The sequence below is a fragment of the Devosia ginsengisoli genome (genome assembly GCF_024707105.1).
GTDB classification, from domain to species: Bacteria; Pseudomonadota; Alphaproteobacteria; order Rhizobiales; family Devosiaceae; genus Devosia; species Devosia ginsengisoli_A.
In genome coordinates this window covers 953,792-977,527 of the sequence record NZ_JANQAJ010000011.1, presented here as the reverse complement: position 1 = coordinate 977,527, position 23,736 = coordinate 953,792, and the positions used below count along the sequence as shown (strand labels likewise).

18 protein-coding genes are annotated in these 23,736 nt (G+C 66.0%); 13 read left to right on the top strand and 5 right to left on the bottom strand.

The window, feature by feature from the left end; translation table 11 throughout:
- Positions 1 to 8 precede the first annotated feature (8 nt).
- The 4 genes from NVV79_RS18845 to NVV79_RS18830 all read left to right on the top strand — a co-directional run bounded on the left by NVV79_RS18845 (position 9) and on the right by NVV79_RS18830 (position 4,032).
- Positions 9 to 668, top strand: coding sequence for a response regulator transcription factor (locus tag NVV79_RS18845; protein WP_146288456.1), 660 nt, complete (start codon positions 9 to 11; stop codon positions 666 to 668).
- A 146-nt stretch (positions 669 to 814) separates the two neighbouring features.
- The gene (locus tag NVV79_RS18840; RefSeq protein WP_303992527.1) at positions 815 to 2,191 is read left to right on the top strand and encodes a sensor histidine kinase; all 1,377 of its coding nucleotides are present in this window, start codon (positions 815 to 817) and stop codon (positions 2,189 to 2,191) included.
- 60 nt (positions 2,192 to 2,251) lie between these two features.
- Positions 2,252 to 2,725 (top strand): hypothetical protein, encoded by a 474-nt coding sequence (locus tag NVV79_RS18835; protein ID WP_303992524.1) that lies wholly within the window; start codon positions 2,252 to 2,254, stop codon positions 2,723 to 2,725.
- 161 nt (positions 2,726 to 2,886) lie between these two features.
- Positions 2,887 to 4,032, top strand: a complete 1,146-nt coding sequence (locus NVV79_RS18830; protein ID WP_303992522.1) for a hypothetical protein — start codon at positions 2,887 to 2,889, stop codon at positions 4,030 to 4,032.
- Positions 4,033 to 4,038: 6 nt separating this feature from the next.
- Here the strand turns inward: NVV79_RS18830 and NVV79_RS18825 are convergent, their stop codons facing one another.
- A complete protein-coding gene (locus NVV79_RS18825) occupies positions 4,039 to 6,027 on the bottom strand; it encodes an FAD-dependent oxidoreductase (protein WP_303992520.1) in 1,989 nt (662 codons plus the stop codon).
- Positions 6,024 to 7,088 carry a hypothetical protein gene (locus NVV79_RS18820; RefSeq protein WP_303992517.1) on the bottom strand — a complete coding sequence of 355 codons (1,065 nt, stop codon included), beginning with the start codon at positions 7,086 to 7,088 and terminating at the stop codon, positions 6,024 to 6,026. Before NVV79_RS18820 ends, NVV79_RS18825 begins: the two co-directional genes overlap by 4 nt.
- Before the next feature lie 153 nt (positions 7,089 to 7,241).
- Here NVV79_RS18820 and ccmI point away from each other — a divergent pair, with 153 nt between their 5' ends.
- The 9 genes from ccmI (at position 7,242) to NVV79_RS18775 (ending at position 18,854) form a co-directional block, all read left to right on the top strand.
- Positions 7,242 to 8,327 carry a c-type cytochrome biogenesis protein CcmI gene (ccmI, locus tag NVV79_RS18815; RefSeq protein ID WP_303992514.1) on the top strand — a complete coding sequence of 362 codons (1,086 nt, stop codon included), beginning with the start codon at positions 7,242 to 7,244 and terminating at the stop codon, positions 8,325 to 8,327.
- On the top strand, positions 8,324 to 8,794 hold the full coding sequence (gene ccmE / locus NVV79_RS18810) for a cytochrome c maturation protein CcmE (protein WP_303992511.1): 471 nt from the start codon (positions 8,324 to 8,326) through the stop codon (positions 8,792 to 8,794). The genes ccmI and ccmE overlap by 4 nt, the downstream gene beginning before the upstream one ends.
- Before the next feature lie 181 nt (positions 8,795 to 8,975).
- Positions 8,976 to 10,949, top strand: coding sequence for a heme lyase CcmF/NrfE family subunit (locus NVV79_RS18805; protein ID WP_303992508.1), 1,974 nt, complete (start codon positions 8,976 to 8,978; stop codon positions 10,947 to 10,949).
- On the top strand, positions 10,946 to 11,386 hold the full coding sequence (locus NVV79_RS18800; protein ID WP_303992506.1) for a cytochrome c-type biogenesis protein: 441 nt from the start codon (positions 10,946 to 10,948) through the stop codon (positions 11,384 to 11,386). Before NVV79_RS18805 ends, NVV79_RS18800 begins: the two co-directional genes overlap by 4 nt.
- A gap of 285 nt (positions 11,387 to 11,671) precedes the next feature.
- Complete coding sequence (locus tag NVV79_RS18795; RefSeq protein WP_303992503.1) at positions 11,672 to 13,204, top strand: Do family serine endopeptidase; 1,533 nt, start codon at positions 11,672 to 11,674, stop codon at positions 13,202 to 13,204.
- 63 nt (positions 13,205 to 13,267) lie between these two features.
- On the top strand, positions 13,268 to 13,939 hold the full coding sequence (locus NVV79_RS18790) for a response regulator transcription factor (RefSeq protein ID WP_303992500.1): 672 nt from the start codon (positions 13,268 to 13,270) through the stop codon (positions 13,937 to 13,939).
- 3 nt (positions 13,940 to 13,942) lie between these two features.
- Positions 13,943 to 15,361 carry an ATP-binding protein gene (locus tag NVV79_RS18785; RefSeq protein ID WP_303992498.1) on the top strand — a complete coding sequence of 473 codons (1,419 nt, stop codon included), beginning with the start codon at positions 13,943 to 13,945 and terminating at the stop codon, positions 15,359 to 15,361.
- Between the two features lie 215 nt (positions 15,362 to 15,576).
- Positions 15,577 to 18,459 carry a bifunctional [glutamine synthetase] adenylyltransferase/[glutamine synthetase]-adenylyl-L-tyrosine phosphorylase gene (locus tag NVV79_RS18780; RefSeq protein WP_303992495.1) on the top strand — a complete coding sequence of 961 codons (2,883 nt, stop codon included), beginning with the start codon at positions 15,577 to 15,579 and terminating at the stop codon, positions 18,457 to 18,459.
- Positions 18,459 to 18,854 carry a hypothetical protein gene (locus NVV79_RS18775; RefSeq protein WP_303992494.1) on the top strand — a complete coding sequence of 132 codons (396 nt, stop codon included), beginning with the start codon at positions 18,459 to 18,461 and terminating at the stop codon, positions 18,852 to 18,854. The genes NVV79_RS18780 and NVV79_RS18775 overlap by 1 nt, the downstream gene beginning before the upstream one ends.
- Positions 18,855 to 18,861: 7 nt before the next feature.
- Here the strand turns inward: NVV79_RS18775 and NVV79_RS18770 are convergent, their stop codons facing one another.
- The 3 genes from NVV79_RS18770 to pepN form a co-directional block, all read right to left on the bottom strand.
- A complete protein-coding gene (locus tag NVV79_RS18770; protein ID WP_303992491.1) occupies positions 18,862 to 19,038 on the bottom strand; it encodes a hypothetical protein in 177 nt (58 codons plus the stop codon).
- Position 19,039: 1 nt separating this feature from the next.
- On the bottom strand, positions 19,040 to 20,605 hold the full coding sequence (locus tag NVV79_RS18765) for a HAMP domain-containing sensor histidine kinase (protein WP_303992488.1): 1,566 nt from the start codon (positions 20,603 to 20,605) through the stop codon (positions 19,040 to 19,042).
- A gap of 422 nt (positions 20,606 to 21,027) precedes the next feature.
- A complete protein-coding gene (pepN, locus tag NVV79_RS18760; protein ID WP_303992486.1) occupies positions 21,028 to 23,667 on the bottom strand; it encodes an aminopeptidase N in 2,640 nt (879 codons plus the stop codon).
- Between the last annotated feature and the right edge of the window lie 69 nt (positions 23,668 to 23,736).

The following is a 23,736-nucleotide window of genomic DNA, read 5'->3' as shown; positions in this document are numbered from 1 at the left end:
GCCTGCAAATGCGTATTCTTGTTGTCGAAGACGATACCAATCTCAACCGTCAGCTCAAGGAAGCCCTGACCGAGGCCGGTTACGCGGTCGACGTGGCTTTCGATGGCGAGGAAGGCCACTTCCTTGGCGATACCGAACCCTATGACGCCATCGTGCTCGATATCGGCTTGCCGCAGATGGACGGGCTGTCGGTGCTCGAGGAATGGCGCCGCGCCGGCAAGACCACACCGGTGCTGCTGCTGACGGCGCGCGACCGCTGGAGCGACAAGGTGCAGGGCATTGATGCCGGTGCCGACGATTATGTCGCCAAGCCCTTTCACATGGAGGAAGTGCTGGCCCGCATCCGCGCGCTGGTGCGGCGGGCGGCGGGGTTGGCCTCCAACGAGATCGTGGCCGGCGCCGTGCGGCTCGATGCGCGCTCGGGCAAGGTGACGGTCGATGGCCAGTCGGTGAAACTGACCAGCCACGAATTGCGGCTGTTGAGCTATCTCATGCATCACAAGGGCAAGGTCATCTCGCGGACCGAACTGACCGAGCATCTCTACGACCAGGATTTCGACCGCGACAGCAACACGATCGAAGTGTTCGTCGGTCGCCTGCGCAAGAAGCTGCCCGAAGATTGCATCCAGACGGTGCGCGGGCTGGGCTACCAGATCGCCGAAGACTGAGAGGGTCTGGTTTGGCACAATTGCCCAGTAGACCTCATGGTGAGCTTGTCGAACCACGAGGTCGTGCGTTCGAGCCTCCACTCGCGCCCCCTCGTGGTTCGACAGGCTCACCATGAGGGCTCTTTCATTGCTCCGTCTGGATCGCCATGCGTAAGGGGTCTATCGCGGCGTCATTGTTCTGGTTGTCGGCGGGCTGGCTGGTGCTGGCGCTGGTGGCGACCGGGTTTCTGCTGACCGACCTCTATTCGCGGGCGCTCGATGCCTCGCTCTCGGAAACGCTCGAGTTTCATGTCGAAAGCCTGGCCGGCGCCCTGCTGGAAGAGGGCGATCCGTCCAGCGCCGATATTGCGCTCAGCGATCCGCGCTTCGACCGGCCACGCTCGGGCTGGTATTGGGCCATTCGCGATGCCGACGGCGCACTCTACAATCTTTCGACCTCGATGGTCGGGATCGACCTGCCTGAGATGACCGGATCGCCAGATACGCTCGGCCGCCGCACCGCGATCATGGACGACGTCTTCGGTACGCGCATGCGCGTGGTGGAGCGCACGGTGACGCTGGCTCCGACCACCTACCGGATCATCGTGTCCGGCAATCTGAGCGAAATCCTCGAACTGGTGGAAGGCTTTCGCGGTCAGGCCTTTATCGTGCTGGGGGCCGTGGGGGTGATGTTGGCCATCATGAGCGCCATCGTGGCGCGGTTTGCCCTGCGGCCGATCGACCGGCTAAGCGCCGCCATCGAAAGCGTGCGCGAGGGCGAGAGCGTCGCCGTGACCGGCACCTATCCCCGCGAAATCGCGCCGCTGGCCGAAGAGGTCAACGAATTGCTGCGCTCCAATGCGCAAATCATCGAGCGGGCGCGCAACCAAGTGGGCAACCTGGCCCATGGGCTCAAGACCCCCATTGCCGTGCTGCGCAACGAGGCTGCGGCCCGCAAGGGGGCGCTGGCCGATGTCGTGGTGACCGAGAGCGAGAAGATGAGCACGATGGTGGCCACCTATCTCGAGCGGGCGCGGCTGGCGGCCCGCACCTCGGTGGTGGGCAAGAAGGCCGACCCGACCATGATCATGCTGCGGCTAACGCGCGTGATGCGCAAGATTCACCCCGATGTCACCATTGCCTTCCAGCGCCCCGATGCGTCTCTGCCGTGGTTCCGCGGCGACGAGGCGGACCTGGAGGAAATGGCGGGCAATCTGCTCGACAATGCCTGCAAATGGTCCAACGGCCAGGTTGGGGTGCGGCTCGATGCCGAGCGCAGCGAGACCGGCACCATGCTGCTGATCCGCATCGACGACAACGGCCCCGGCCTTTCGGAGGAAGATGCGCAGAAAGCGTTGCGCCGCGGTGTCAGGCTGGATGAAAAAACACCGGGAAGCGGTCTGGGACTCGATATCATCAAGGAACTGGTGGATGTCTATGGCGGCGGCCTGGCGCTCAAGCGCTCGGCGCTGGGCGGGCTGCTGGCGGAGTTGCGCCTGCCCACCGCCCGGCTGAGCGCCATGGCCAGGCCAAATGCAACCTGACGCACTTTCGCCGCATTACGACAACAAGAGCCTCTATAACGACCACGAGATAGTCACATCATGAATCGCATCGCCCTAATCGCCGCGCCGTTGCTTGCCTTGACCCTGGCCGGTTGTGCCAGCACCGGTCCGACCCAGGTGGCGCAGGCCCCGGTGGTGATGGCCCCGGTAACCCCGCAGCCGCTGGTGGCGAGCCCGGCCCAGACGACGCAGCAGGCCTTGCTGACCACTAGCGTGGCCAATGGCTTCGTCGATCCGGCTGCTTTGGCGATCATGACGGCCAAGGATTCGGCCGAAGCCAACAGCGCCCAGTTCTATGCGCTGCAATTCGGCCGCCCCGGCGCCCCGCGCCAATGGGCCGGCGACAAGGGCACGACCGGCACGGTGGCCGTCGGCCCCTATGTCCGCGTCAACAATCTCGATTGCCGTGACTTCACGCATACGGTCAAGGCCAATGGCCAGGACTATGTGAAGAAGGGCACCGCCTGCCGCGAGCAGAATGGCAACTGGGCTGTCGTGCAGGGCGCCGCCTGAGACTACTCGGATAAAGCTCGCAGGCTTTCCGCATAAGGATTGTTTACCAACGCGCTATAGGGTTTGGGACGAATTCGTTTTCCAGACCCACTGCGTTGATGTCCCAAGCCGCCAATAAAAGTGAAACGCCGGCCTCCGCCGCGCCCCGCCGGGCCGGCCGTATGGCTGGGCGTCCCTTTGCCGGCCTCATCGATGCGATCCTGGTGCAGGACCCCGTCTCGTTCCCCTTTGCCGGATCGGTGACGCGTGCCCATGCCGAGGCCGGCTGGGTCTGGGTTTATCGCGATCTCTGCCCCGACCTGATCTCGGCCGATGGCGTGGCCAGCGGCAATTTCTCGGCCAGCGACCTCGAAGCCGTCATGCCCGATGTGCTGGCGCGCATGAAGGATGGCCTGGCCGCCGTCGCCAAGGACCCCGAAAAGGATCGCCGCCTGCGCGCCGCCCTGGGCAGCACCGAAGCCCGCGACGCCCTGCCAACCATGATGATGGCCTTGCGCAGCCGTGCGCTGCTGGCCAAGGCCAAGGCTTTCGGCAAGGCGGTCAATACCATTACCGACGATGGGGCGCTGGGCGTGGCCCTACAGTCCATGCCTCTGCAGGACCAGGCTCTGGCTTCGCTGCTGTTCCATGCCGCGCTGAGCCAGATTGCCAATCCGACCCGGCTGGTCACCACCATCATCAAGCTCTCGGGCAATGCCACCGAAGCTGCGGTGATCCGCATGGGTTTCAGCCCGGTCATCGACGCCATCCTGGCGCATGCACAGAATCAGATCCACATCCTCCAGCCGATGGGTGCCTTTGCCGATATCGATCTGGTCTGCCGCAGCCTTGAGCGCTTTCACCGCCTGGTGCGCTCGCTGAGCGGCTATATCGAATTCGCCCGTGGCAGCCGCTGGGCCATGGTGCTGTCGGCCATAACCAAGCAGGTCTCCGACCGCATCGAACCGCGCCTGCGCGATGTCGTTTCCGATATCAACCAGGCCATGCGCCGCGGCCGCGAAGGCAGCGATCGGCTGGACAATGACCGGATCCTGGCCGCTATCAACGGCGTCTATCTGTTGGCGACCATCCGCGAATGCCGCGATTCGCTGGCGCTCAATGCCCTGTTCGACCAGGCCTGGAGCCAGACCGGCCAGGCGCTGGAAGTCCATCTGCAGCGCAATCTCGACCTTATCCGGCAAAATCCCGCCGACCCGGTCATCAGCGCGCGGCTCGATGCCGGCATCAAGATGGCCGAAGTCCGCTTCAATCCGGAATATGCCGATACGCTGAAGCGCGCCCGCGCTGCCGCCGAGCGCCGCAACTAGTTTCCGTCAGGGCGATACGGCTCCACCAGCCTGATGCCGACGGCGCGGCTGGGTTCGCGCACCCATGCCGTCTGCCCGGCACTGCCGGTCACGAGGGCCACGGCCTTGTCCCCGACAATCCGCACCACGACGCCGATGGCCCTGAGCGGATCGGACATATCCGCATTGGAATAGATCAGCGCGCCCATATCGAGCTGCCGCGCGTCGTGTGGGGCGACCAGCCACAGTGTTGCGCCCTCGTAGCGACCGGTCAGGTAGCTGGGCGGCAGGGGCAGGGGGATCGGCTGAGGGGCCGATATCGTCCTCCCCGCTCTCGACCGCCACCATGGCGACGCGCTCCTGTGCCACGATGCCGGCGCTGGCGGCCGGAATGGCGCCAAGCTGCACGCCGGCGGCGATATCGGCGATATCGAGCGGTTGCGGCGTATCGGCTAGCGACCAGCCGGGCGGCTTGGGCGCGAAGGGCAGCCAGGCCGGCCAGCGCGACACCACCTTGCGCGGCCGCTCGATATGGCGCCAGCCGCCATCGAGAAAGACCGGCTGCGCCGCCTCATCCGGCTCGTCGCCGACAGGGGCTGGCGCGTCGGGCGTTTCATAGATCGGATCGATCAACCGGTCCTCGACCAGCCGGCGCTGGCGGCCGAGCAGCACATCGACCGCATCGCTGCCGCTGGCCAGGCATGCGCTGCGGCTGAGCCAGCCGGCGGCGCTGCCGGCCAGTACGATGCCATCAGGACCGGCATGCGGCTCGAGCCGGGCGCTCGATCCATTCCAGGCGCTTTCTCCGCCCGCCATATGCCAGAGCGTAAGATCGGGTTGCCAGCCGCCGCTGACCACCAGCCGGTCGACGGTCAATGCCGGCTCGGCCCGTGAAAATCCCTCCATCGATAATTGCGGCATGACGGTGAGCCCGCCGCCCTTCGGCGCAGCTGCCGCCGACGCGACGATGGTACCGGCCGCCAGGGTGATGCCATAGGCCTTGGAGAATTCGATGAAGCGCGACTGCGGGCGTGGGCGCGAATCCACGATGCGCGGCACGGTTATGCCGGCATCGGTCGCCAGCATGGCGAGGCGATAGGCGGGGCTGCTGCTGGTGGCGACGAGGGCCGTTGCGCCCGGCCAGACGCCATGCAGTTGCGCCAGCTCGAACGCTTCCAGCGTGCCCGCGACACCGGGCAATCGATTGCCCGGAAACAGCGGCAGCCGCTCCAGCGCCCCGGTGGCGAGGATGATATGGCGTGCGCGGATATCGATGACGCGTCCGGTCGGGGTGCTGTCGAGCATTTCGACCTGATGCAGCCGCACCACGCCGGGGCGCAGGGCAAAGGCCTCGGCACTGGTCAGCACGGTGATGGCGTCGGCTTTGGCGACGGCGGCACGGAGGCGCGCAATGGCCTCGTCGGGCGTTTCCTCACCCTCCTGCGTGCCGAAGAGGCGCGTCTTGCCACCCAGAAAGGGCGTCGCTTCGGCCAGCACGACCTGCAGGCCGCGTTTGGCTGCAGCCAAAGCCGCCGACAAGCCCGCAACGCCGCCGCCGACCACGACGAGATCGGCTTGCGGGCCTGGCGCGGCCGGCGTACCGAGCCAGGGTCGGGCCAGCGCGTCGGGGCGGTCAAGATCGATAGCGAGCGAGCGCCCATAGCGCCGCAGCAGGCGGGTAATGGGGTTGCCCTTGGTCTTCCTCGCGCTGGTGAGATAGTCGGCGCCATCGGTGGCAAGGGTGCGCTCCATGGGCAAAGCGCGCTGGTGATCGCCGGCCAAAGCGGCAAAGCTGATAGCCGGGGCATGACGGGACGAGAGGGCCAGCACGGCGCCGTCGCGCCGTCCCACCGTGTCGATGCCGGAAGCCAGCGCCGCGCTGAGCACGGTGTCGCCGGCAAAACCGGATATCACACGGCCATCCAGCCGAAATTGCAGCGGCTTGGTGCGGTTGATGGCGCTGCCGTGGAAATGATGCTGCCGGTCGGTGCCGAGACGGTTGGGCTGGCCCTTCATGCCATCCCTCCGAACTCGGCCACGGCCGAGGCTGCGGTGGGGCGATCCACCAGCCGCGCACCAAGCCAGGCATTTTCGGCCGGCGCGGCCACGCCGCAGAGCCAGCGCGCAATCGCGGGGGCGAGGAAGGCGCCGGTGGGGCCGAGACCGGCCAGCACATCCGGCCCGCTGCCGCTCAGCCGTCCCACGGCGGGGGCTGCATCGGCAGTTACCACCGCTTCATAGCTCGATTGCCCGGCCTGGCGGAATTCCCGCTCCCGCCCCAGCAGCACGCCCAATGCGGCAGCGAAGGGATCGATGGCGCCGGGACCGATAGCCGCGATGCCGCGTTCGGCCTGCTGCACCAGGGTCAGCCCGGTATCGAGCCGGTGCATCAGCGCCGCCGCCATGGGCCGGGTCGGCTCGGTGGCGACAGTGCTGTGGACCCGGCGGGTCAGCAAGGGTGGCCACAGTGCCTTGGGCGCATGTGCGAGAATGGCGGCATCGTCCGCCAGCACGGCCTGGCCGATCTCGACGCGGTCTTCGCCCGAAACCAGCTCGGCGCTACCATCAGCATGCACTGTGAGGGCGTCGCCATCGAGCAGGCGGCGCACCCTGTGCTGCTCCAGCCAGCGATCAAGCCCCGCTTCCAGCGTCGGCCGGTGCAGCAGCACGGCGTCGCGCAGCAGCAATCCGTCGCGGCCCATGCCGAGGGCGCTTGACGGCACCAGCTCGGCCGCATGGCCGAAGGCAAGCGCCATGTGGCGGATATGGGCCAGGGCTTCCTTGCCGTCAGGCATTTCGCTGAAGAAGATCGGATCGATCCGCGACCAGGCGCGGCGCCCGCCGATGCGCGAAATGAGTTTCAGCGCCTCGGGCAGGCCGGCCCTGAGCAGGGCCCAGCTTTCCGGCCGCGTAATCTGCGCGACCGACAGGTCGACGGCGCGCGGCAGGCGGTAGCCCGACTGGCTTTCCCCGGAAAACACCACCGCCTTGCCATGCGTGGACGCCAGCAGCCCCGCGACCAGCCGGGCTGTTGGCGTCGATCCGACGATGACAAAATCGGCGCGGGCCTCACTCATGCCGCGGTGCTTGCCATCGGCAACGCATCCGCGGCAATGCGCGCCTGTGGCAATGCGTCCGCCCCACGATCGCGTGTTTTGGTGGTTTTTCGCCGCATTGGGCTTATAGATGGCCTCATCTTGCCGCGTGCCGGCGTCAAGCATCCAGGGCCCATGCTTTTCTGGTTCATCGCTATCGCCGTTACCGCCATTGCCTGCGCTGCACTTTTTTACGCGGCGGGTTCGCGTGCGGTCAACGCAGGCACTCCCGAATTGGACGATGCCAACAGCCATTTTCGCCTCGTGCTTGCCGGGATCGACGCTGATCTGGCTGCCGGCAAGCTGGGCGAGGCCGAAGCGACGGCCGCGCGCGGCGAACTGGCGCGCGAAATCCTGCGCCTCAAATCCGAAACCGGCCGAGTCGCCGGCACCGGACCGGCCTTCGGTCGTACCACCCTGCTTGCGGGGCTTGGCGGGGTCGCCGTGCTGGCCTTGGGGCTCTATGCGCTGCTCGGCAACCCTGATCTGCCCAGCCAGCCCCTGGCCGATCGCAGCGATGTCGCGGCGCAGCAGATCGACATCGACGCGGCCATTGCCCGCATCGAGGCCCAACTCACCGCCAATCCCGACGATCTGCGCGGCTGGACGGTCATTGCCCCGGCCTATCTCGAAATGGGCCGCTATGCCGATGCCGCGCGCGCCTATCGCCGCATGATGGAACTAGGCGAGCCGACGCCGGACCTGCAGACCAATCTCGCCGAAGCCCTGTTGCTCGGCGCTGGCGATGCGGGCTCCGACGAAGCCATCGCGCTGTTGCGTGCCGCCGCCGATGCCGACCCGTCCCACGCCATGTCGCGGCTCTACCTGGCCTCGGTGCTGACGGGGCAGGGGCATTATGACGAGGCGATTCCGTTCTGGAATGCCGCCCTGGCTCTATCCACGGGCGACGAACCCTGGCTGACGGCGGCGCAGCAGGGGCTTGCCGTGGCGCAGAATGGCGGCGTGGCCCCGGCCAATGCGCAGGAGGCCGAAATGATCGGCCAGATGGTCGGCGGCCTGGCCGACCGGCTGGCTGCGCAAGGCGGCAGCGTCGAGGAATGGACGCAACTGGTGCGGGCCTATCTCGTGCTGGGCGACACTGCTCGCGCCCAGGCCGCCTATGACGATGCCGTCGCCGCCTGGCCGCAGGCCTTCGATCGGGGCGAACTCGATACGCTGGCGCTCGGGGCCGGCCTCACCCTCAATGGAGCCACGCCATGACCATGCCCACCGTCCGCAAGCAGGGCTGGTCGCGCAAGCAGAAGCGGCTGGCCGTCATTGCCGGCCTGGCCGTGGTCGTGGCGCTGGCGACGACGCTGGTGCTGGTGGCCCTGCGCGACCAGATCGTTTTCTTCTATTCGCCCTCCGACGTCGTGGCCCGCGAGATCGCGGCCGGCACGCCGATGCGCCTGGGCGGATTGGTCAAGGACGGCAGCTGGACCCGTACCGGCCAGGACAACAGTTTCGTGGTGACCGACGGCGCGCAGGATGTCGCCGCCCGCTATACCGGCATATTGCCCGACCTGTTCCGCGAAGGGCAGGGCGTGGTGGCCGAGGGTAGCCTCGGGCCTGACGGGACGTTCATGGCCACCAATGTGCTGGCCAAGCATGATGAGAATTACATCCCCAAGGAAGTCGTCGACGCGCTGAAAGCCAGCGGCGAATGGCGGCCGGAGGGTGGGCAGTGATGATCGGAACTCTGTGCCTAAAATACCCCCACCCTCACTCCCTCCCCACAAGGGGGAGGGAAGCCTGCCCGGTGGTCGGGGATGCACTGTGCCAAGTGCCCTCGTCTCCCTCCCCCTTGTGGGGAGGGATCAAGGGTGGGGGTAATGTTCCCGCATTCTCGAATGTCGAGGCTCCCCGAGCATGAGCATCGAACTCGGCCACTTCGCCCTCATCCTGGCTTTCGCCATTGCCACCGTTTCGGCGGTTGGCGGCTATGCCTTCTGGCGCTCGGGCCAGCGGATCGCGCTGGTGCTGAGCCAGGGCGCGGTGCTGCAGTTCATTCTCGTAGCCGTGGCCTTCGCCGCACTGATCCAGGCCTTCGTCACCTCCGATTTCAGCCTGCTGCTGGCGGCGAACAATTCCCATTCGCTGAAGCCGCTGATCTTCAAGATTTCAGGCGTCTGGGGCAATCACGAAGGCTCGATGGTCCTGTGGATCCTCATCCTCGTGGCTTTCGGCGCCATGGTGGCCGCCTTCGGCCGGCGCCTGCCCAGTGATCTCCTGGCCTTGGTGCTGGCAACGCAGAGCCTGCTCACCGCCGCTTTTGCCGGCTTCACCATCTTCACCTCCAACCCCTTCGCCCGGCTGATTCCGGCCCCCATCGAGGGCAATGACCTCAATCCGGTGCTGCAGGATATCGGCCTCGCCATCCATCCGCCGCTGCTTTACGCGGGCTATGTCGGCTTTTCGATCTGCTTCTCCTTCGCCATCGCCGCTTTGGTTTCCGGCCGTATCGACCAGGCCTGGGCACGCTGGGTGCGGCCCTGGACCATGCTGAGCTGGACCTTCCTCACGCTCGGCATCGCCATGGGCTCCTACTGGGCCTATTACGAGCTTGGCTGGGGCGGCTGGTGGTTCTGGGACCCGGTGGAAAATGCCAGCTTCATGCCCTGGCTGGCCGGCACCGCTCTGCTCCATTCCGCGCTGGTGATGGAAAAGCGCAATGCACTGAAAATCTGGACGATCTTCCTCTCCATCATCACCTTTTCCCTGTCGCTGCTCGGCACCTTCCTCGTGCGCTCGGGCATCCTGACTTCGGTTCATACCTTCGCCAGCGATCCGACGCGCGGGCTGGTCATCCTGACGCTGCTGGCGCTGGTCATTGGCGGCGCCTTCGCGCTCTTCGCTTTCCGCGCCTCGACCCTGCGACAGGGCGGCCTCTTCGCCCCGGTCAGTCGCGAAGGGGCGCTCATCCTCAACAACCTGTTCCTCGCCACCGCAGTCGGCGCGGTGCTGGTCGGTACGCTCTATCCTTTGCTGCTCGATGCCCTGGCCGGCACCACCATTTCGGTGGGCGCGCCCTTCTTCGATCTCACCTTCGGCACCCTCATGGCGCCCTTGCTGCTGGTGCTGCCCTTCGGGCCGCTGCTGGCCTGGAAGCGCGCCGATATCCTGGGCGCGGCCCAGCGGTTGATCGGCGCGGCGGCACTGGCCATCTTCGCCACTATCCTGATCTCGGCGCTGGGTGGCGTCAGCATATCGCTGGCCCCGCTTGGCCTGCTGCTCGGCTTCTGGGTAGCCTTTGGCGCCATTGCCGAACTGGTCGACCGCAGCAAGCTCGGTCGCATTCCACTGGCTGAAAGCGCCCGCCGCCTGTTCGGCCTGCCGCGCTCGGCCTGGTCCACTGCCATTGCCCATTTCGGCATCGGCATCACCGTGCTGGGCATCGTCGCTACCACGGCCTGGGAGACCGAACGGGTCACCACGCTCAACCCCGGCGAAACCACCGAACTGTCGGGTTACACCATCGCCTTCGACAGCTTCGCCCAGGTTCCGGGACCGAATTACATTTCCGACGAGGGCCGTTTCACCGTCACCGCCCCCGGTGGCGGCACGCGGCAGATGCTGGCCGACCGCCGCACCTATGTCGCCTCGGGCATGCCCACCACCGAGGCGGCCATCGAGACCTATGGCTTCTCCCAGCTCTATCTCCAGCTCGGCGAGCCGCTGGACGACACCCATGTCGTTCGCATCTGGCACAAGCCCTATATCACGCTGGTCTGGCTGGGTGCGCTGTTCATGGCCGGGGCCGGATTTCTCTCGCTCACCGACCGCAAACTGCGCGTCGGTGCCCCGCGCCGGGCGGCCAAACAAACGCCCCAGGCCGCCGAATGACCTGGCTCCGCGCGCTCCTGCTGGCTTTGTGCCTCGCGACCCCGGTCGTCGCGCTGAGCCCCGACGAAATCCTCCCCGATCCGGTGCTGGAGCAGCGCGCGCGCGACATTTCGGCCGGCCTGCGGTGCCTCGTCTGCCAGAACCAGTCGATTGACGACAGCGATGCCGACCTGGCGAAAGACCTGCGCGTGCTGGTGCGCGAACGGCTGGTTGCCGGGGACAGCGACGAGGCGGTGCGGCAATATCTCGTCGATCGCTACGGCGAATATGTGCTGCTCAATCCGCGCGTGAACAGCCACACCATCCTGCTGTGGATCGCTGCGCCCGTGCTGCTGCTGGCAGGCTTGGGAACGCTGGTCGTGGTCGGCCACCGGCGGCGGGCGGTCGAGGCGGGGCTGAGTGCCGAGGAGCAGGCGGCGCTGGACGAGCTGAGGTAGCAGAAGCATTCCTGCCACGCCCTCGTGGTTCGAGGGTCGCTTACGCTCCCGCCTCACCATGAGGGCTACTGGAACATCGAGCTATAAGTAGTCCTCATGGTGAGGTGCGCGTTCTTCACGCGCCTCGAACCACGAGGGCGTGGCATTGGCGGTGCCACAATCGCCGCCCCATTCCCGCCGCCAACATTGCCAAGGTTTAATGTTGGCGCAACCTCGCAGAAAGATCGTCCGTTCCATATCTAGACCCCACAAGCTGTTGAGGGCTTGCCGAAGGAGAATGATTACATGCGCTCGACCATTCTGAAGCGTACCAGCCGCTGGCTCGGGGCCTCCGCCCTGGCGCTGCTGGTCGGTATCGGTGGCGTTTCCACCGCTTTCGTCATGACCGGTCAGGCCGCCACTGCCCAGGTGCAGAATGCCGCCCAGATCATCGTTCCCGAAGCGACGCAGCCGCATGCCGGCTTTGCCGACCTGGTGGAAGCGGTCAAGCCGGCCGTGGTGTCCATCCTCGTGGAGGCCGAGGAAAGCCCGCGCAACGTGCAGCGGCGCGGCGGCGAGTTCAATTTCAACTTCCCCGACCTGCCCGAAGATCATCCCTTCCATGATTTCTTCGATCAGTTTGGCGACCAGTTCGGCCGGCAGGGTCCGCGCGGCGAGCAGGCTCCCCGCCATTTCATGGCCGCCGGCTCGGGCTTCGTGATCTCGCCTGACGGCTATATCGTCACCAACAACCACGTCGTCGAGAATGCCACCAAGGTCACCGTCGTCTTCGACGATGGCACCGAACAGGTTGCCGAAATCGTCGGCACCGATGAGCGGACCGATTTGGCCGTGGTCAAGATCGAGGGCACGGACCTGCCTTTCGTCAATTTCGAGACCGAAGCCAGCCGCGTTGGCGACTGGGTGGTTGCCGTGGGCAACCCGTTCGGCCTTGGCGGCACCGTGACCGTGGGCGTCATTTCGGGTTCGGGCCGCAATATCGGCGGCTCCAACTATGGCGATTTCCTGCAGATCGACGCGGCCGTGAATACCGGCAATTCGGGCGGCCCGGCCTTCAACACCAAGGGTGAAGTGGTCGGCGTCAACACCGCCATCTATTCGCCCAATGGCGGCAATGTCGGCATCGCCTTCGCCATTCCGGCAGCCACCGTCAAGGGCATCGTTCAGCAGTTGATCGACAGCGGCACCGTCACCCGCGGCTATCTCGGCGTCGGCATCCAGGATGTGACCCGTGACATTGCCGATGGCGTGGGCCTCTCCGAAGCCAAGGGCGCCATTGTCAGCAATGTCGCCGAGGACGGCCCTGCCGGCCCGGCCGGCGTCAAGTCGGGCGATATCATCACCGCAGTCGATGGCGATGCGATCGACGACGCGCTCGACCTCAGCCGCACCATTGCCGGCAAGTCGCCCGACTCCACCGTCGAGCTGACCGTCTGGCGTGATGGCGCCGAGACCAGGCTTTCGGTGCAGCTCGGCACGCTGAATGAAGAGCAGGTGGCCCAGGCCGACCAGGGCCAGAGCCCGGTTCCGCCCGCGCCGCTCCCGGCTGAAACCAGCGTCGGCCTGACCCTGGTGCCGAACGCCGACGGTTCGGGTGGCCTGCTGATCCAGAATGTCGAGCCGGATTCGGCGGCTGCCGAAAAGGGCCTGGCGGTTGGCGATGCCATCCTCGAAGTCAACAATACGCCGGTCAACAGCCTCGATGAATTCGAGGCGGCCCTTGACGCGGTCAAGGCCCAGGGGCGCAATACCGCCCTGATCAAGGCCAGCCGCGACGGCAATGACCGCTTCATCGGCCTGCCGCTGGCGGCCGAGTAATACTCTCCTGCGGCTCCGGGGCTTCCCCGGGGCCGCTCCCGCCAACCACCACGGAGCGTCGCGGTGAAAATCCTGCTGATCGAAGATGATCGGGAAGCCGCGAGCTATCTCATCCAGGCCCTCGACGAAGCCGGCCACATCACCCATCACGCCGCCGATGGCGAAACGGGTTACGCCATGGCCTCGGGCATGGATTACGAAATCCTCATCGTCGACCGCATGCTGCCCCGCCGCGATGGCCTCTCCATCGTCGAATCCTTGCGCGCCGAGGGCGACAAGACCCCCGTTCTCATTCTGTCGGCGCTCGGCGAGGTCGATGATCGCGTGACCGGCCTGCGCGCCGGCGGCGACGACTACCTCACCAAACCCTACGCCTTTACCGAACTGCTGGCGCGCGTCGAAGTGCTGGCGCGCCGCTCCAGCCCCTCCGAAGCCGCCACCAGCTACCAGGTCGCCGGTCTCAGCCTCGACCGGCTCTCCCGCAAGGTCGAGCGGGATGGTGAAACCGTGCTGCTGCAGCCGCGCGAATTCCGCCTGCTCGAATATCTGATGAAGAATGCCGGCAAGGTGGTGACCCGCACCATGCTGCTCGAAAATGTCTGGGACTATCACTTCGATCCGCAGACCAATGTCATCGACGTGCATATGTCGCGCCTGCGCTCCAAGATCGACAAGGGCTACGCGACCCCGCTGTTGCATACCGTGCGCGGCGCCGGCTACATGATCCGCGAGTAGATCTTGACCCGCTTTGCCCAGATCTGGCGCACATCGACGGTCAGGCTGACGGCGACGTTCATCCTGATCTTCTCGCTTTTCGCCATCCTGCTGCTGGCCTTCATCACCTGGCAGTCCAGCGTGCAGATCCAGCGCCAGCAGGCCAATGACATCGACCGCGAAGTGCGGGTGCTGCAACGCATCGACGCGGTGCAGGGCATCCGTGCCCTGGCTTTTGCCCTCGAACGCATCTCCCGTGCGCCGGGACCGGGTGTCTATTATCTCGGCGACGCCACCGGCCAGTACCTGCTCGGTAACGTCACCGATGTGCCGCCCGATGTGCTGATCGAACCGGGCATCTACAGCTTCGATTACGAGCGGGCCAATCCCTTCATCGATCCGCCTGACGATGCCGATAGCCCGCCGCGCCGCATACGCACCGGCTTTGCCGTGGTGCGCTCGGTCGAACTCAGCAACGGCATGCGGCTGGTCGTCGGTCGCGATGTGGTGGAGCGCCAGGGCTTTTCCGCCATCATCGTGCAGAGCTTCCTGTTCGGCGTGCTCGGCATCATCCTGTTCTCGCTGGTGGCCGGCGGCATCACGGCCCGCCGCGTGCTCAAGCGCATCGACACCATCCGCGATACCTCGACCAAGATCATGTCGGGCAACCTCTCCGAGCGTGTCCCGGTCACCCGCCGCAATGACGAATTCGATGGCCTCGCCACCAATCTCAACGCCATGCTCGACCGCATCGAGCAATTGCTGCAGGGGCTCAAGGAAGTCACCGACAATGTCGCGCATGACCTCAAGACGCCGCTCACCCGCCTGCGCAACCAGGCCGAATCCGCCTTGCGCGACGGCGCCAGTGACGACGTCCGCCAGCAGGCGCTGGAAACCACCATTGCCGAGAGCGACCGCCTGATCCAGACCTTCAATGCCCTCCTGATGATCGCCCGCGCCGAAGCCGGCGCCCCCTCCGGCGCGCTAGCCGACGTCGATGTCAGCGCCGTAGTGGCCGACATGGCCGAGCTCTACAGCCCCGTGGCGGAGGACGAGGGCATCGTTGTCGAGACATCGATCGCCGAGGGCCTGCATCTGCGTGGCAATCGCGAGCTCATCGGGCAGGCCATGGTCAACCTGCTCGAAAACGCCGTCAAATACGCCAAGCCCGAAGGGGAAGGGCAGGGCCGCATCACCGTCGGCCTGCGCCAGCATGCGGGCCGCGTGCTGATCGAAGTCGCCGACAACGGCCCCGGCATCCCCGAAGCCGACCGCAAGCGCGTGCTGGAGCGCTTCGTGCGTCTGGAGAAAAGCCGCTCCGAACCGGGCTCCGGCCTGGGCCTGTCGCTGGTCGACGCGGTGGCCCGTCTGCATGGCGGCACATTCCGCATCGAGGACAACGCTCCGGGCGTGCGCGCGGTGATCGATCTGCCTGGGGCTTAGTTTCAACCAGATGAGTGGAGCCACCCCTCGCCCCTTGTGGGAGAGGGGGCTTTTCCGCGTCCAGCGGAAAAGCGGGTGAGGGGGTGCTGCGCTCTCCCATGCTTGAATGTATGTGGAGCAACCCCCTCATCCGCCCTTCGGGCACCTTCTCCCACGAGGGGAGAAGGGGAGCGCACCCGCTTGCCGGCTTGCGTTAGCCAAGCTATCCCTCGCTCATGGCCATCAAGCTCTCCGCCCTGCCGCCCATTGCCACGCCGCTTTTCGATGCCTGGCTCGCCGAGCTTCCGGCCGACCAGCGCACCGCGCTTGCCGCTTCCGCCCCTTCCATCGGTCCATTGCTCGAATCCGCGCCCTATCTGCTGGCGCTGGCCCGGGACAATTCCGAATGGCTGGTCGCCGCCCTGGCCGACAGTGCCGACGGCGCCTTTACCGATATCATCGATGTCGTCGATACCCTCGGCAGCACTGCCGCCACTGAGGAAGCTCTGGCGCCAGTCCTCCGCATCGCCAAGGGCCGCACGGCCCTGCTTGCCGCCATCGCCGAAACCGGCGGCGCCTGGACCACGGCGCAAGCCACCGCCGCCTTGTCGGACCTGGCCGATGCCGCGCTCGATGCAGCGCTGAACCTGCTGATGCGCCGCGCCGCCGAAAAGGGCCTGCTGGCCATCCCGGCATCCGAGGCTACAGCAGCCAATTCGGGCCTCGCCATCTTCGCCCTCGGCAAGCATGGCGGGCAGGAGCTGAATTACTCCTCCGATATCGACATCGTCGCCTTCTACGACCTCGAAAAGGGAGTATTGGCCGATCCCGGCGAAGCCACGAAAATCTATTCCCGCATGATCCAGAAGCTGGTCTTCCTGATGGAAGACCGCCAGGCCCATGGCTATGTGTTCCGCACCGACCTGCGCCTGCGCCCCGATCCCGGCTCGACCCCCGTTGCTATCTCCTTCGATGCGGCGCTCGCCTATTACGAAAGCCGCGGCCAGAACTGGGAACGCGCCGCCTGGATCAAGGCCCGCGCCTGCGCCGGCGACCGGCAGGTGGGCGAAGCCTTCCTGCGCGAGCTCGCCCCCTATGTCTGGCGCAAGCATCTCGACTTCGCCACCATCGCCGATATCCAGGCGATGAAGCGCCAGATCAACATCGCCAAGAATGTCGGTGACATCCGCGTCGAGGGCCACAATGTGAAACTCGGCCGCGGCGGCATCCGCGAGATCGAGTTCTTCACCCAGACCCAGCAGCTCATCGCCGGCGGTCGCGACAAGACCCTGCGCGTCAAGCCCACCGCCCATGCGCTGGCGGCGCTCGCCGATGCCAACTGGATCACGCCGAAAGCCGCCACCGAGCTGACGCAGACCTATTGGTATCTGCGCGGCGTCGAGAACCGGCTGCAGATGCTGCGCGACGAGCAGACCCACACCATGCCCGCCTCCGCCGAAGAAGTGGCTGTCATCGGCCGGCTGATGGGCGAGCCCGATCTGCGCGCCTTCGAAACCACCTATCGCGCCGCTTTGGAGCGCGTCGTCGGCTACTATTCCGAACTCTTCACCGAAGGCGAAACGCTGGGCAGCGGCGAAGGCAATCTCGTCTTCACCGGCAGCGACGACGATCCCGGAACGGTCGAAACCCTGTCCGCCATGGGCTTTGCCAACCCGTCCAAGGCCATCGAAATGGTGCGCAAATGGCACTATGGCAGCTATGCCGCCACCCGCGCCGCCGCCGCCCGCGCCCATCTCACCGAATTGCTGCCCGCTTTGCTGGCCACGCTCGGCGAGGCGGGCAATGCCGACGACGCCCTGCTGCGCTTCGACGATTTCCTGTCACGACTGCCGGCCGGCGTACCGCTGTTCTCGCTGCTGCGTACCCATCCGGACCTGCGCCGGTTGCTGGTCCAGCTCATGGCCTCGGCTCCCCGCATGTCCGAGGCTGTGATCCATCGCGCCCATGTCATGGATGGCCTGATCGATCCGGCCTTCGCCAATGATGTGACGCATCGCGACGTACTGGTGGCCAAGGTCGATGCCTTCCTCGCCGAGTCGCGCTCCTATGAGGAAGTCATCGACCGCGCCCGCATCATCGGGCAGGAGCAGAAATTCCTCATCGCCGCGGGCCTCCTGTCCGGCACGGTCAGCGCATCGGGGGCAGGGGAGCAGTTCACCGCCCTGGCCGAAACCCTGGTCAATCGCCTGTTCGGCAGCGTCCGCGCCGAATTCGAGCGCCGCCATGGCCGGCTGGCCGGCGGCCGCGTCGCCCTGCTGGCCTTCGGCAAGATGGCCAGCCGCGAGATGACGGTCACCTCAGACCTCGATTTCATCCTGCTCTACGATGCGCCCGATGCCGAGTCCGACGGCGACAAGCCCCTCACCACCAATCACTATTATACGCGCCTCACCCAGCGCCTCGTCGCGGCGGTTACCTCGCCCACCGGCGAAGGCGTGCTTTACGAGGCCGATATGCGCCTGCGGCCCTCGGGCAATGCCGGCCCCCTGGCCACCAGCATCGGCGGCTTCCGCGCCTATCACCGCGACAATGCCTGGACCTGGGAACACCTCGCCCTCAGCCGCGCCCGCGTCATCGCCGCCGACGACGCCTTCGGCACCGAGGTCGATACCGCCATCGCCGAGGTGATGGAACGCGCCCGCGACGTGCCCAAAACCATCGACGACGTCGTCTCCATGCGCGCGCTGATGGCCCGGGAACGTCCGGCCCGCCACCCCTTCGATCTCAAGCTGGCCGAAGGCGGGCTGGTCGATCTCGAATTCATCGCCCAGTCGGCCCAACTGGTCGCCGGCAAGTCGATAGGCCTGCCCCAGGCCCTCACCGCCCGCGTCCTCGCCCGGCTGGGCGAAACCGGCCTCGTGCCTGAGGGCGCGCGGCTGGCCGAAATCCACCTCACCTATTCGACGGTCCTGCAGGTGATGAGCTCGGCCCTGGTCAGCCCCTTCAAGGACGAAGCCTGGACCGATGCCTTCAAGGAATTGCTGGCCGGCCTGACGCACTATCCCGATTTCGGCCGGCTGGAACTGGACCTGCTCCAGATGCGCGGCGAGGTCAGTGCTGCTGCGGCGGCGTGGTATGAGAAGGCGCGGGGACTCTGATGACCGAGCATAGCGGGAAGAAGTCGGTTCTGGCGATCGGGATCGACCCGGCCTTCGCCGATCTCAGCGCCATGCCGGGCTTCACGGCGGACATGGTCCGCGCCTATCTCGATAGCCAGATCAATCGCATCGCCGAGTTCGGCTACGATGTCGAAAGCTGTCTTATCGATCTCGGAGACACTGCCGAACAGGTCGTCGAGCAGGCGTTGCGGTTGAAGCCGTTCGATTGCGTGGTCATCGGCGCGGGACTGCGCGAGCCGCCCGAACTGCTGCTGCTGTTCGAGAAGGTGCTCAACCTGGTTCACGTCATCGCGCCGGGCGCCAGGATTGCCTTCAATTCCAACCCGGCGGATACCGCCGAAGCGGCCCATCGCTGGCTCGCCTCCGGGGGTTAGGAGACCGCTACTCCTGCCGTCGCGGTGGCACCGGCGTGCCCCGCTGCTCCAGCGCACGCTTGACGCTTTCAGGGATATCCCGGCAGCCGCATTGCTCGGCATGTTCGATATGCCATTCGATACGCTGCTCGATATTGGCGTTCCGGGGCATACGATGCGTTTCGTGCCAGTCCCGGTTGATCATGTCATGCCGCCTGCAAGGCGTTCGCCACCGGCAGCGGCAGCGAAATCGCCACTGTCGTCCCCAGCGACGGGCTGGAATCGATGGCCAGGTTTCCCCCGCTCAGTTCGGCTATGGCCCGGGCGATGGAAATGCCCAGGCCCGGCCCCACGCCCTCGCGGGTAAAGGTGGAATCGCCCAGCGCGAAGGGCTGTGACAGGCTGGCCAGCCGTTCCTCGCTCATGCCCAGGCCCGTATCGGTGATTTCAACCACCACGCCATCGCGCGCCGCGAAGGCATTGAGCGTCACCCGCCCGCCCGAAGGCGTGAAGCGCAGCGCGTTCTCGACGATATTGCTGACCATGCGGCTGAGGCCGAGCCGGTCGCCACGCACGACCGCGCCACTGGGCTCGCCCAGCACGAACACGATGCCGGCCCGCGAGGCCTGCGCCCGGAAGCGCTGGATGACGCCGTCGAGCAGCTCGTCTATGGCCACCGGATCGCTGCGCAGCGCCTTCTGCCCGCTTTCGAGCTCGGCCAGATCGAGAATGGTGGCGAAGGATGCGAGCAAATGTTCGCCCGATGTCTTGATGGACTGCACATAGTCCGAATAGCGCGCATCGCCCAGCGGCCCATAGGTCTGGTGCCGCATCAGCTCGGCAAAGCCGATAATGTGGTTGAGGGGGGTGCGGATATCATGGCTGAGATGGGCGAGGAAATTGGTCTTGGAGCGGCTGGCCGCCTCGGCCTTGAGCTTTTCCTCGTGGTAGCGCCGGGCCAGCAGCCGTTGTTCCTGCCTGATGGCATGGAGCATGGTGTCGGTCTTCTTGGCTTCGGTCACATCGCTGATCAGCGTCATCAGGGCGCCGTCACCCAGGGGGCGCTCATCGATCAGCAGGCACGACCCGTCCTCGCGATGCAGCTCCAGCACCTTGTTGCCGCCATCCTCGTTCACCAGCTTGATATAGCCGCCGATGGTCAGGCGCTTGACGGCATCATGATAGGTCATGCTGAGGCTGTGGAGGTCGAGCCGGCTGCGATATTGCTCGTTGCAGACGATGAGCTTGCCGCTCTTGCTCCAGCAGGCCACGCCCATGGGAATGGCCGCCGCCAGCGTGCGGTAATTGTCGCGCTGCACCATGTCCGGCATGTCGTCGCGCCGCCGCCGCGCCACCAGCAGCACGATCAGCCCCGCCAGCCCGAAGGCCGCTGCCCCACGCTGGCCGATGCCGGTCCAGTGGTCCACCTGCGCGGTTTCGAGCGACAGCATGCCATGCGGTCCGGCCGGCACGATCAGTGCATTGCCCGGCACCACGGGTGAAGTCAGCAGGCTCGCCCGGGCGATGGTGCCGAAGCGCTGGCCCGATGCATGGATCGCGGCATTGGCGGCCTCGGCGCTCATCCCGGAAATTTCCGATGCCAGCGCCGTGCCGATGATCGACAGGTCGCGGCGGGCATCATCGAAGGTGCGGGCGGCGTCGTAGATCACGAACAGGGTCGCTGCCAGCACGGCTGTCAGCGCCACCGCCATGGTGATGGGGGAAAGGGCGATGCGGAATGGCCGGGAGACGGACGCAGTCTCCGCCCGCATGCTCACCGGGCGGCGGGAACCCGCCTGACCCGGGCGGCGGGAATCCGCCTGACCTTTGCCAGTACCGAATCCGGTAACGCTGGCGCCGGATGCCTCCGCCGACCGCATACGATTCTCCCATCTGTAAGGCTGTAGCAGCCCGCCCGATTTGCCCTTTAACAAACAATGAATCACACCGACTCGCCTGTCCAGACCCCCTCCGGCACGCCGGAGGGGCGTTCTGCAAAATCGCGAGTCGCCAGAATCACTTAGCGGTGAAGAAAAATTCTTCCAACAATGGCGGAGGTTTAGGGCGCCGGGCGGGGCCTGTGGCTATTCCCCTTGCCGGCCCGGCCTCATCGCCCAAAGCGTGGGCTCCCTCTCCCCTGAGGGGAGAGGTGACTTTTGCTGCACTCCATAAAAGAGCGGGAGGCGGGGCGGCCTCACCCCGCCAGCATGCGCGTCAGGATGTCAGCGGTATTCCGGCTCAGCGTGCCGCCGGCGGAGAGGCCCGTCAGCGCGGCCTTGGCCGCTTCGCGGCGGCTGCTTTCCAGCATCGGCCAGATGCGGAACCCGGTGAGCACCCGCGCCGCCACCTGCGGATTGACCTTGTCGACCTCGGTGACGAAATCGGCCACGAAGCGGAAGCCGGCGCCGTCGGCCCGCGCGAACTGCGTCGGGTTGCTCATGGCAAAGGTGCCCACCAGCGAGCGCAGCCGGTTGGGGTTGGTCTTGGGGAAGGCGGGATCGGCCAGGATCGCCTTCATGTCCTCGATCACCCCGTCGCGCGGCGCAGCCGCCGTCACGGTCAGCCACTTGTCGAGCACTAGCGGATCGCCACCGAACCGCGTACGGAAATCGGCCAGCATGGTCGGCGCCTCCGGCGTGCCCGCCATGGCCGCAGCCGATAGTGCCGCCAGCCGGTCGGTCATGTTGGTCGCCGCATCATATTGCTGGGCCACCAGCAGGGAAGCGCCGGAAGCCTCGCTTGCCACCAGCAGGCTCAGCATGCGGTTGCGCAAGGCGCGCCGCCCCGTGCTGGCCGGGTCCGGGGCATAGGGCGCCGTGCTGGCCAGCGCGTTGTAGGTGGCCAGCATCTGCCGGGCCAGCGGCCCGAACACCGCCCGCAGCAATTGCCTGCGCACATCATGGATGGCGCCGGGGTCGATATCCTTGCCGATCGTGCGGCCGATCAACTGCTCGTCGGGCAGGCTCAGCGCCAGCGCCTTGAAGGCGTCGTCCAGCGCGTCGCTGCCCAGCGTATCGCCCATGGCCTGGCTCAGCGCCGCCACGGCCGCATCGCTCCATGGCTTGCCCTGCACGGCATCCACGGCCAGCGCCATGCCCACATCCTGCAAGGCCTGCCAGCGGTTGAACGGGTCGCTGTCATGTCGGGCAAGGAACAACTGGTCCTCCTGGCTTGCCCCGGTCTCCATGATGACAGGTGCCGAAAACCCGCGCAGCAGCGAGGGCACGGGCCGGCTGGGAATGCCGGTAAACGTGACTTCGGCGCTGGCATCCCTCAGCACGATCATGTCGTCGCGCACTTCGGCGCCACTGACCCCACTCCAGCCCATCGGGCTGCCATTGGGCCCGATCAGCCCGAACTTGATCGGCAGCACCAGCGGCGCCTTGGTCGGCTGGCCCGGCGTGGGCAGCGTCTCCTGCTTCAGCTTGAGCGTATAGGTCTGCTTGTCGCCATCGTAATGCTCGGCCACATCAAGCCGTGGCGTCCCGGCCTGCAGATACCACGTCTTGAACTGTTCGAGATCGATGCCATTGGCATCGGCGAACACCTGCAGGAACGCCTCGATGGTCGTGGCTTCCCCGTCATGCCGCTCGAAATAGAGGTCCATGCCCTTGCGGAAGCCGGCTTCGCCGAGCAGCGTCGCCAGCATGCGCACGATTTCGGCGCCCTTCTCGTAGACCGTGGTCGTGTAGAAGTTGTTGATCTCGCGATACTGATCCGGCCGCGGCGGATGGGCCAGCGGCCCGCCATCTTCGGGGAACTGTGCCGAGCGCAGGGTCACCACATCCGAAATACGCTTCACCGCCCGCGAACGCTCGTCGCTGGTGAATTCCTGGTCACGATAGACCGTCAGCCCTTCCTTGAGGCAGAGCTGGAACCAGTCGCGGCAGGTGATGCGATTGCCGGTCCAGTTGTGGAAATATTCATGCGCGATGACCCGCTCGATGCCGTCGTAATTGGCGTCGGTCGCCGTCTCCGGCTGGGCAAAGACCAGCCGGTCGTTGAAGATATTGAGCCCCTTATTCTCCATCGCCCCGAAATTGAAATCGCTCACCGCGACGATGTTGAAGACGTCGAGGTCATATTCCCGTCCGAACCGGCGCTCGTCCCACGCCATCGACCGCTTGAGGCTGTCCATGGCCCACAGGCACTGGTCCTCCTTGCCATGGCTGCAATAGATGGCCAGCGCCACCTTGCGGCCCGACATGGTGGTGAAACTGTCGGTGATGGAACCAAGGTCCCCCGCCACCAGCGCGAACAGATAGGCCGGCTTGGGGAAGGGGTCTTCCCACACGGCATAATGCATCCCGTCGCCGGCATCGCCCTGGTCGATCAGATTGCCATTGGCCAGCAGCACCGGCGCCACGTCGCGCGGCGCCGTCATCCGCACCTTGAACACCGCCAGATTGTCCGGCCGGTCGAGATAATAGGTGATGCGCCGGAAGCCTTCCGGCTCGCATTGCGTGCACCAGGTGCCGCTGGAGCGATAAAGCCCCATCAGCTTGGTATTGCCCTCGGGCTGGATGGTGACTTCGGTTTCCAGCACAAAGCGGCGCAAAGGCGGCTCGACCACGGTCAGCCCATTGGCATCGGCCGCATAGGCCGACAGCGCCAGCGGCAGCCCGTCAATGGCGATGGAACCCAGGCTCAATTCGTCTCCATCAAGCACCAGCGGCGTGCCCGGCGCGGTGCCTTCGCGCGGCTCCACCGTCAGTTGCGCCCGCACCCTGGTATTGTCGATGCCGATCCTGAAATCCATGTCTACTGACACGATCCGGTACGGGCTCGGTGTGTAGTCCTTCAGGAAGATGGTGTGTTCGGTTTCGGTGCGCATGGATATATTCCGCAAAAATCGTCGGTCTGAAATGTGTCTGCGCCGCAACAGTAGATTCGGCGCATTCGT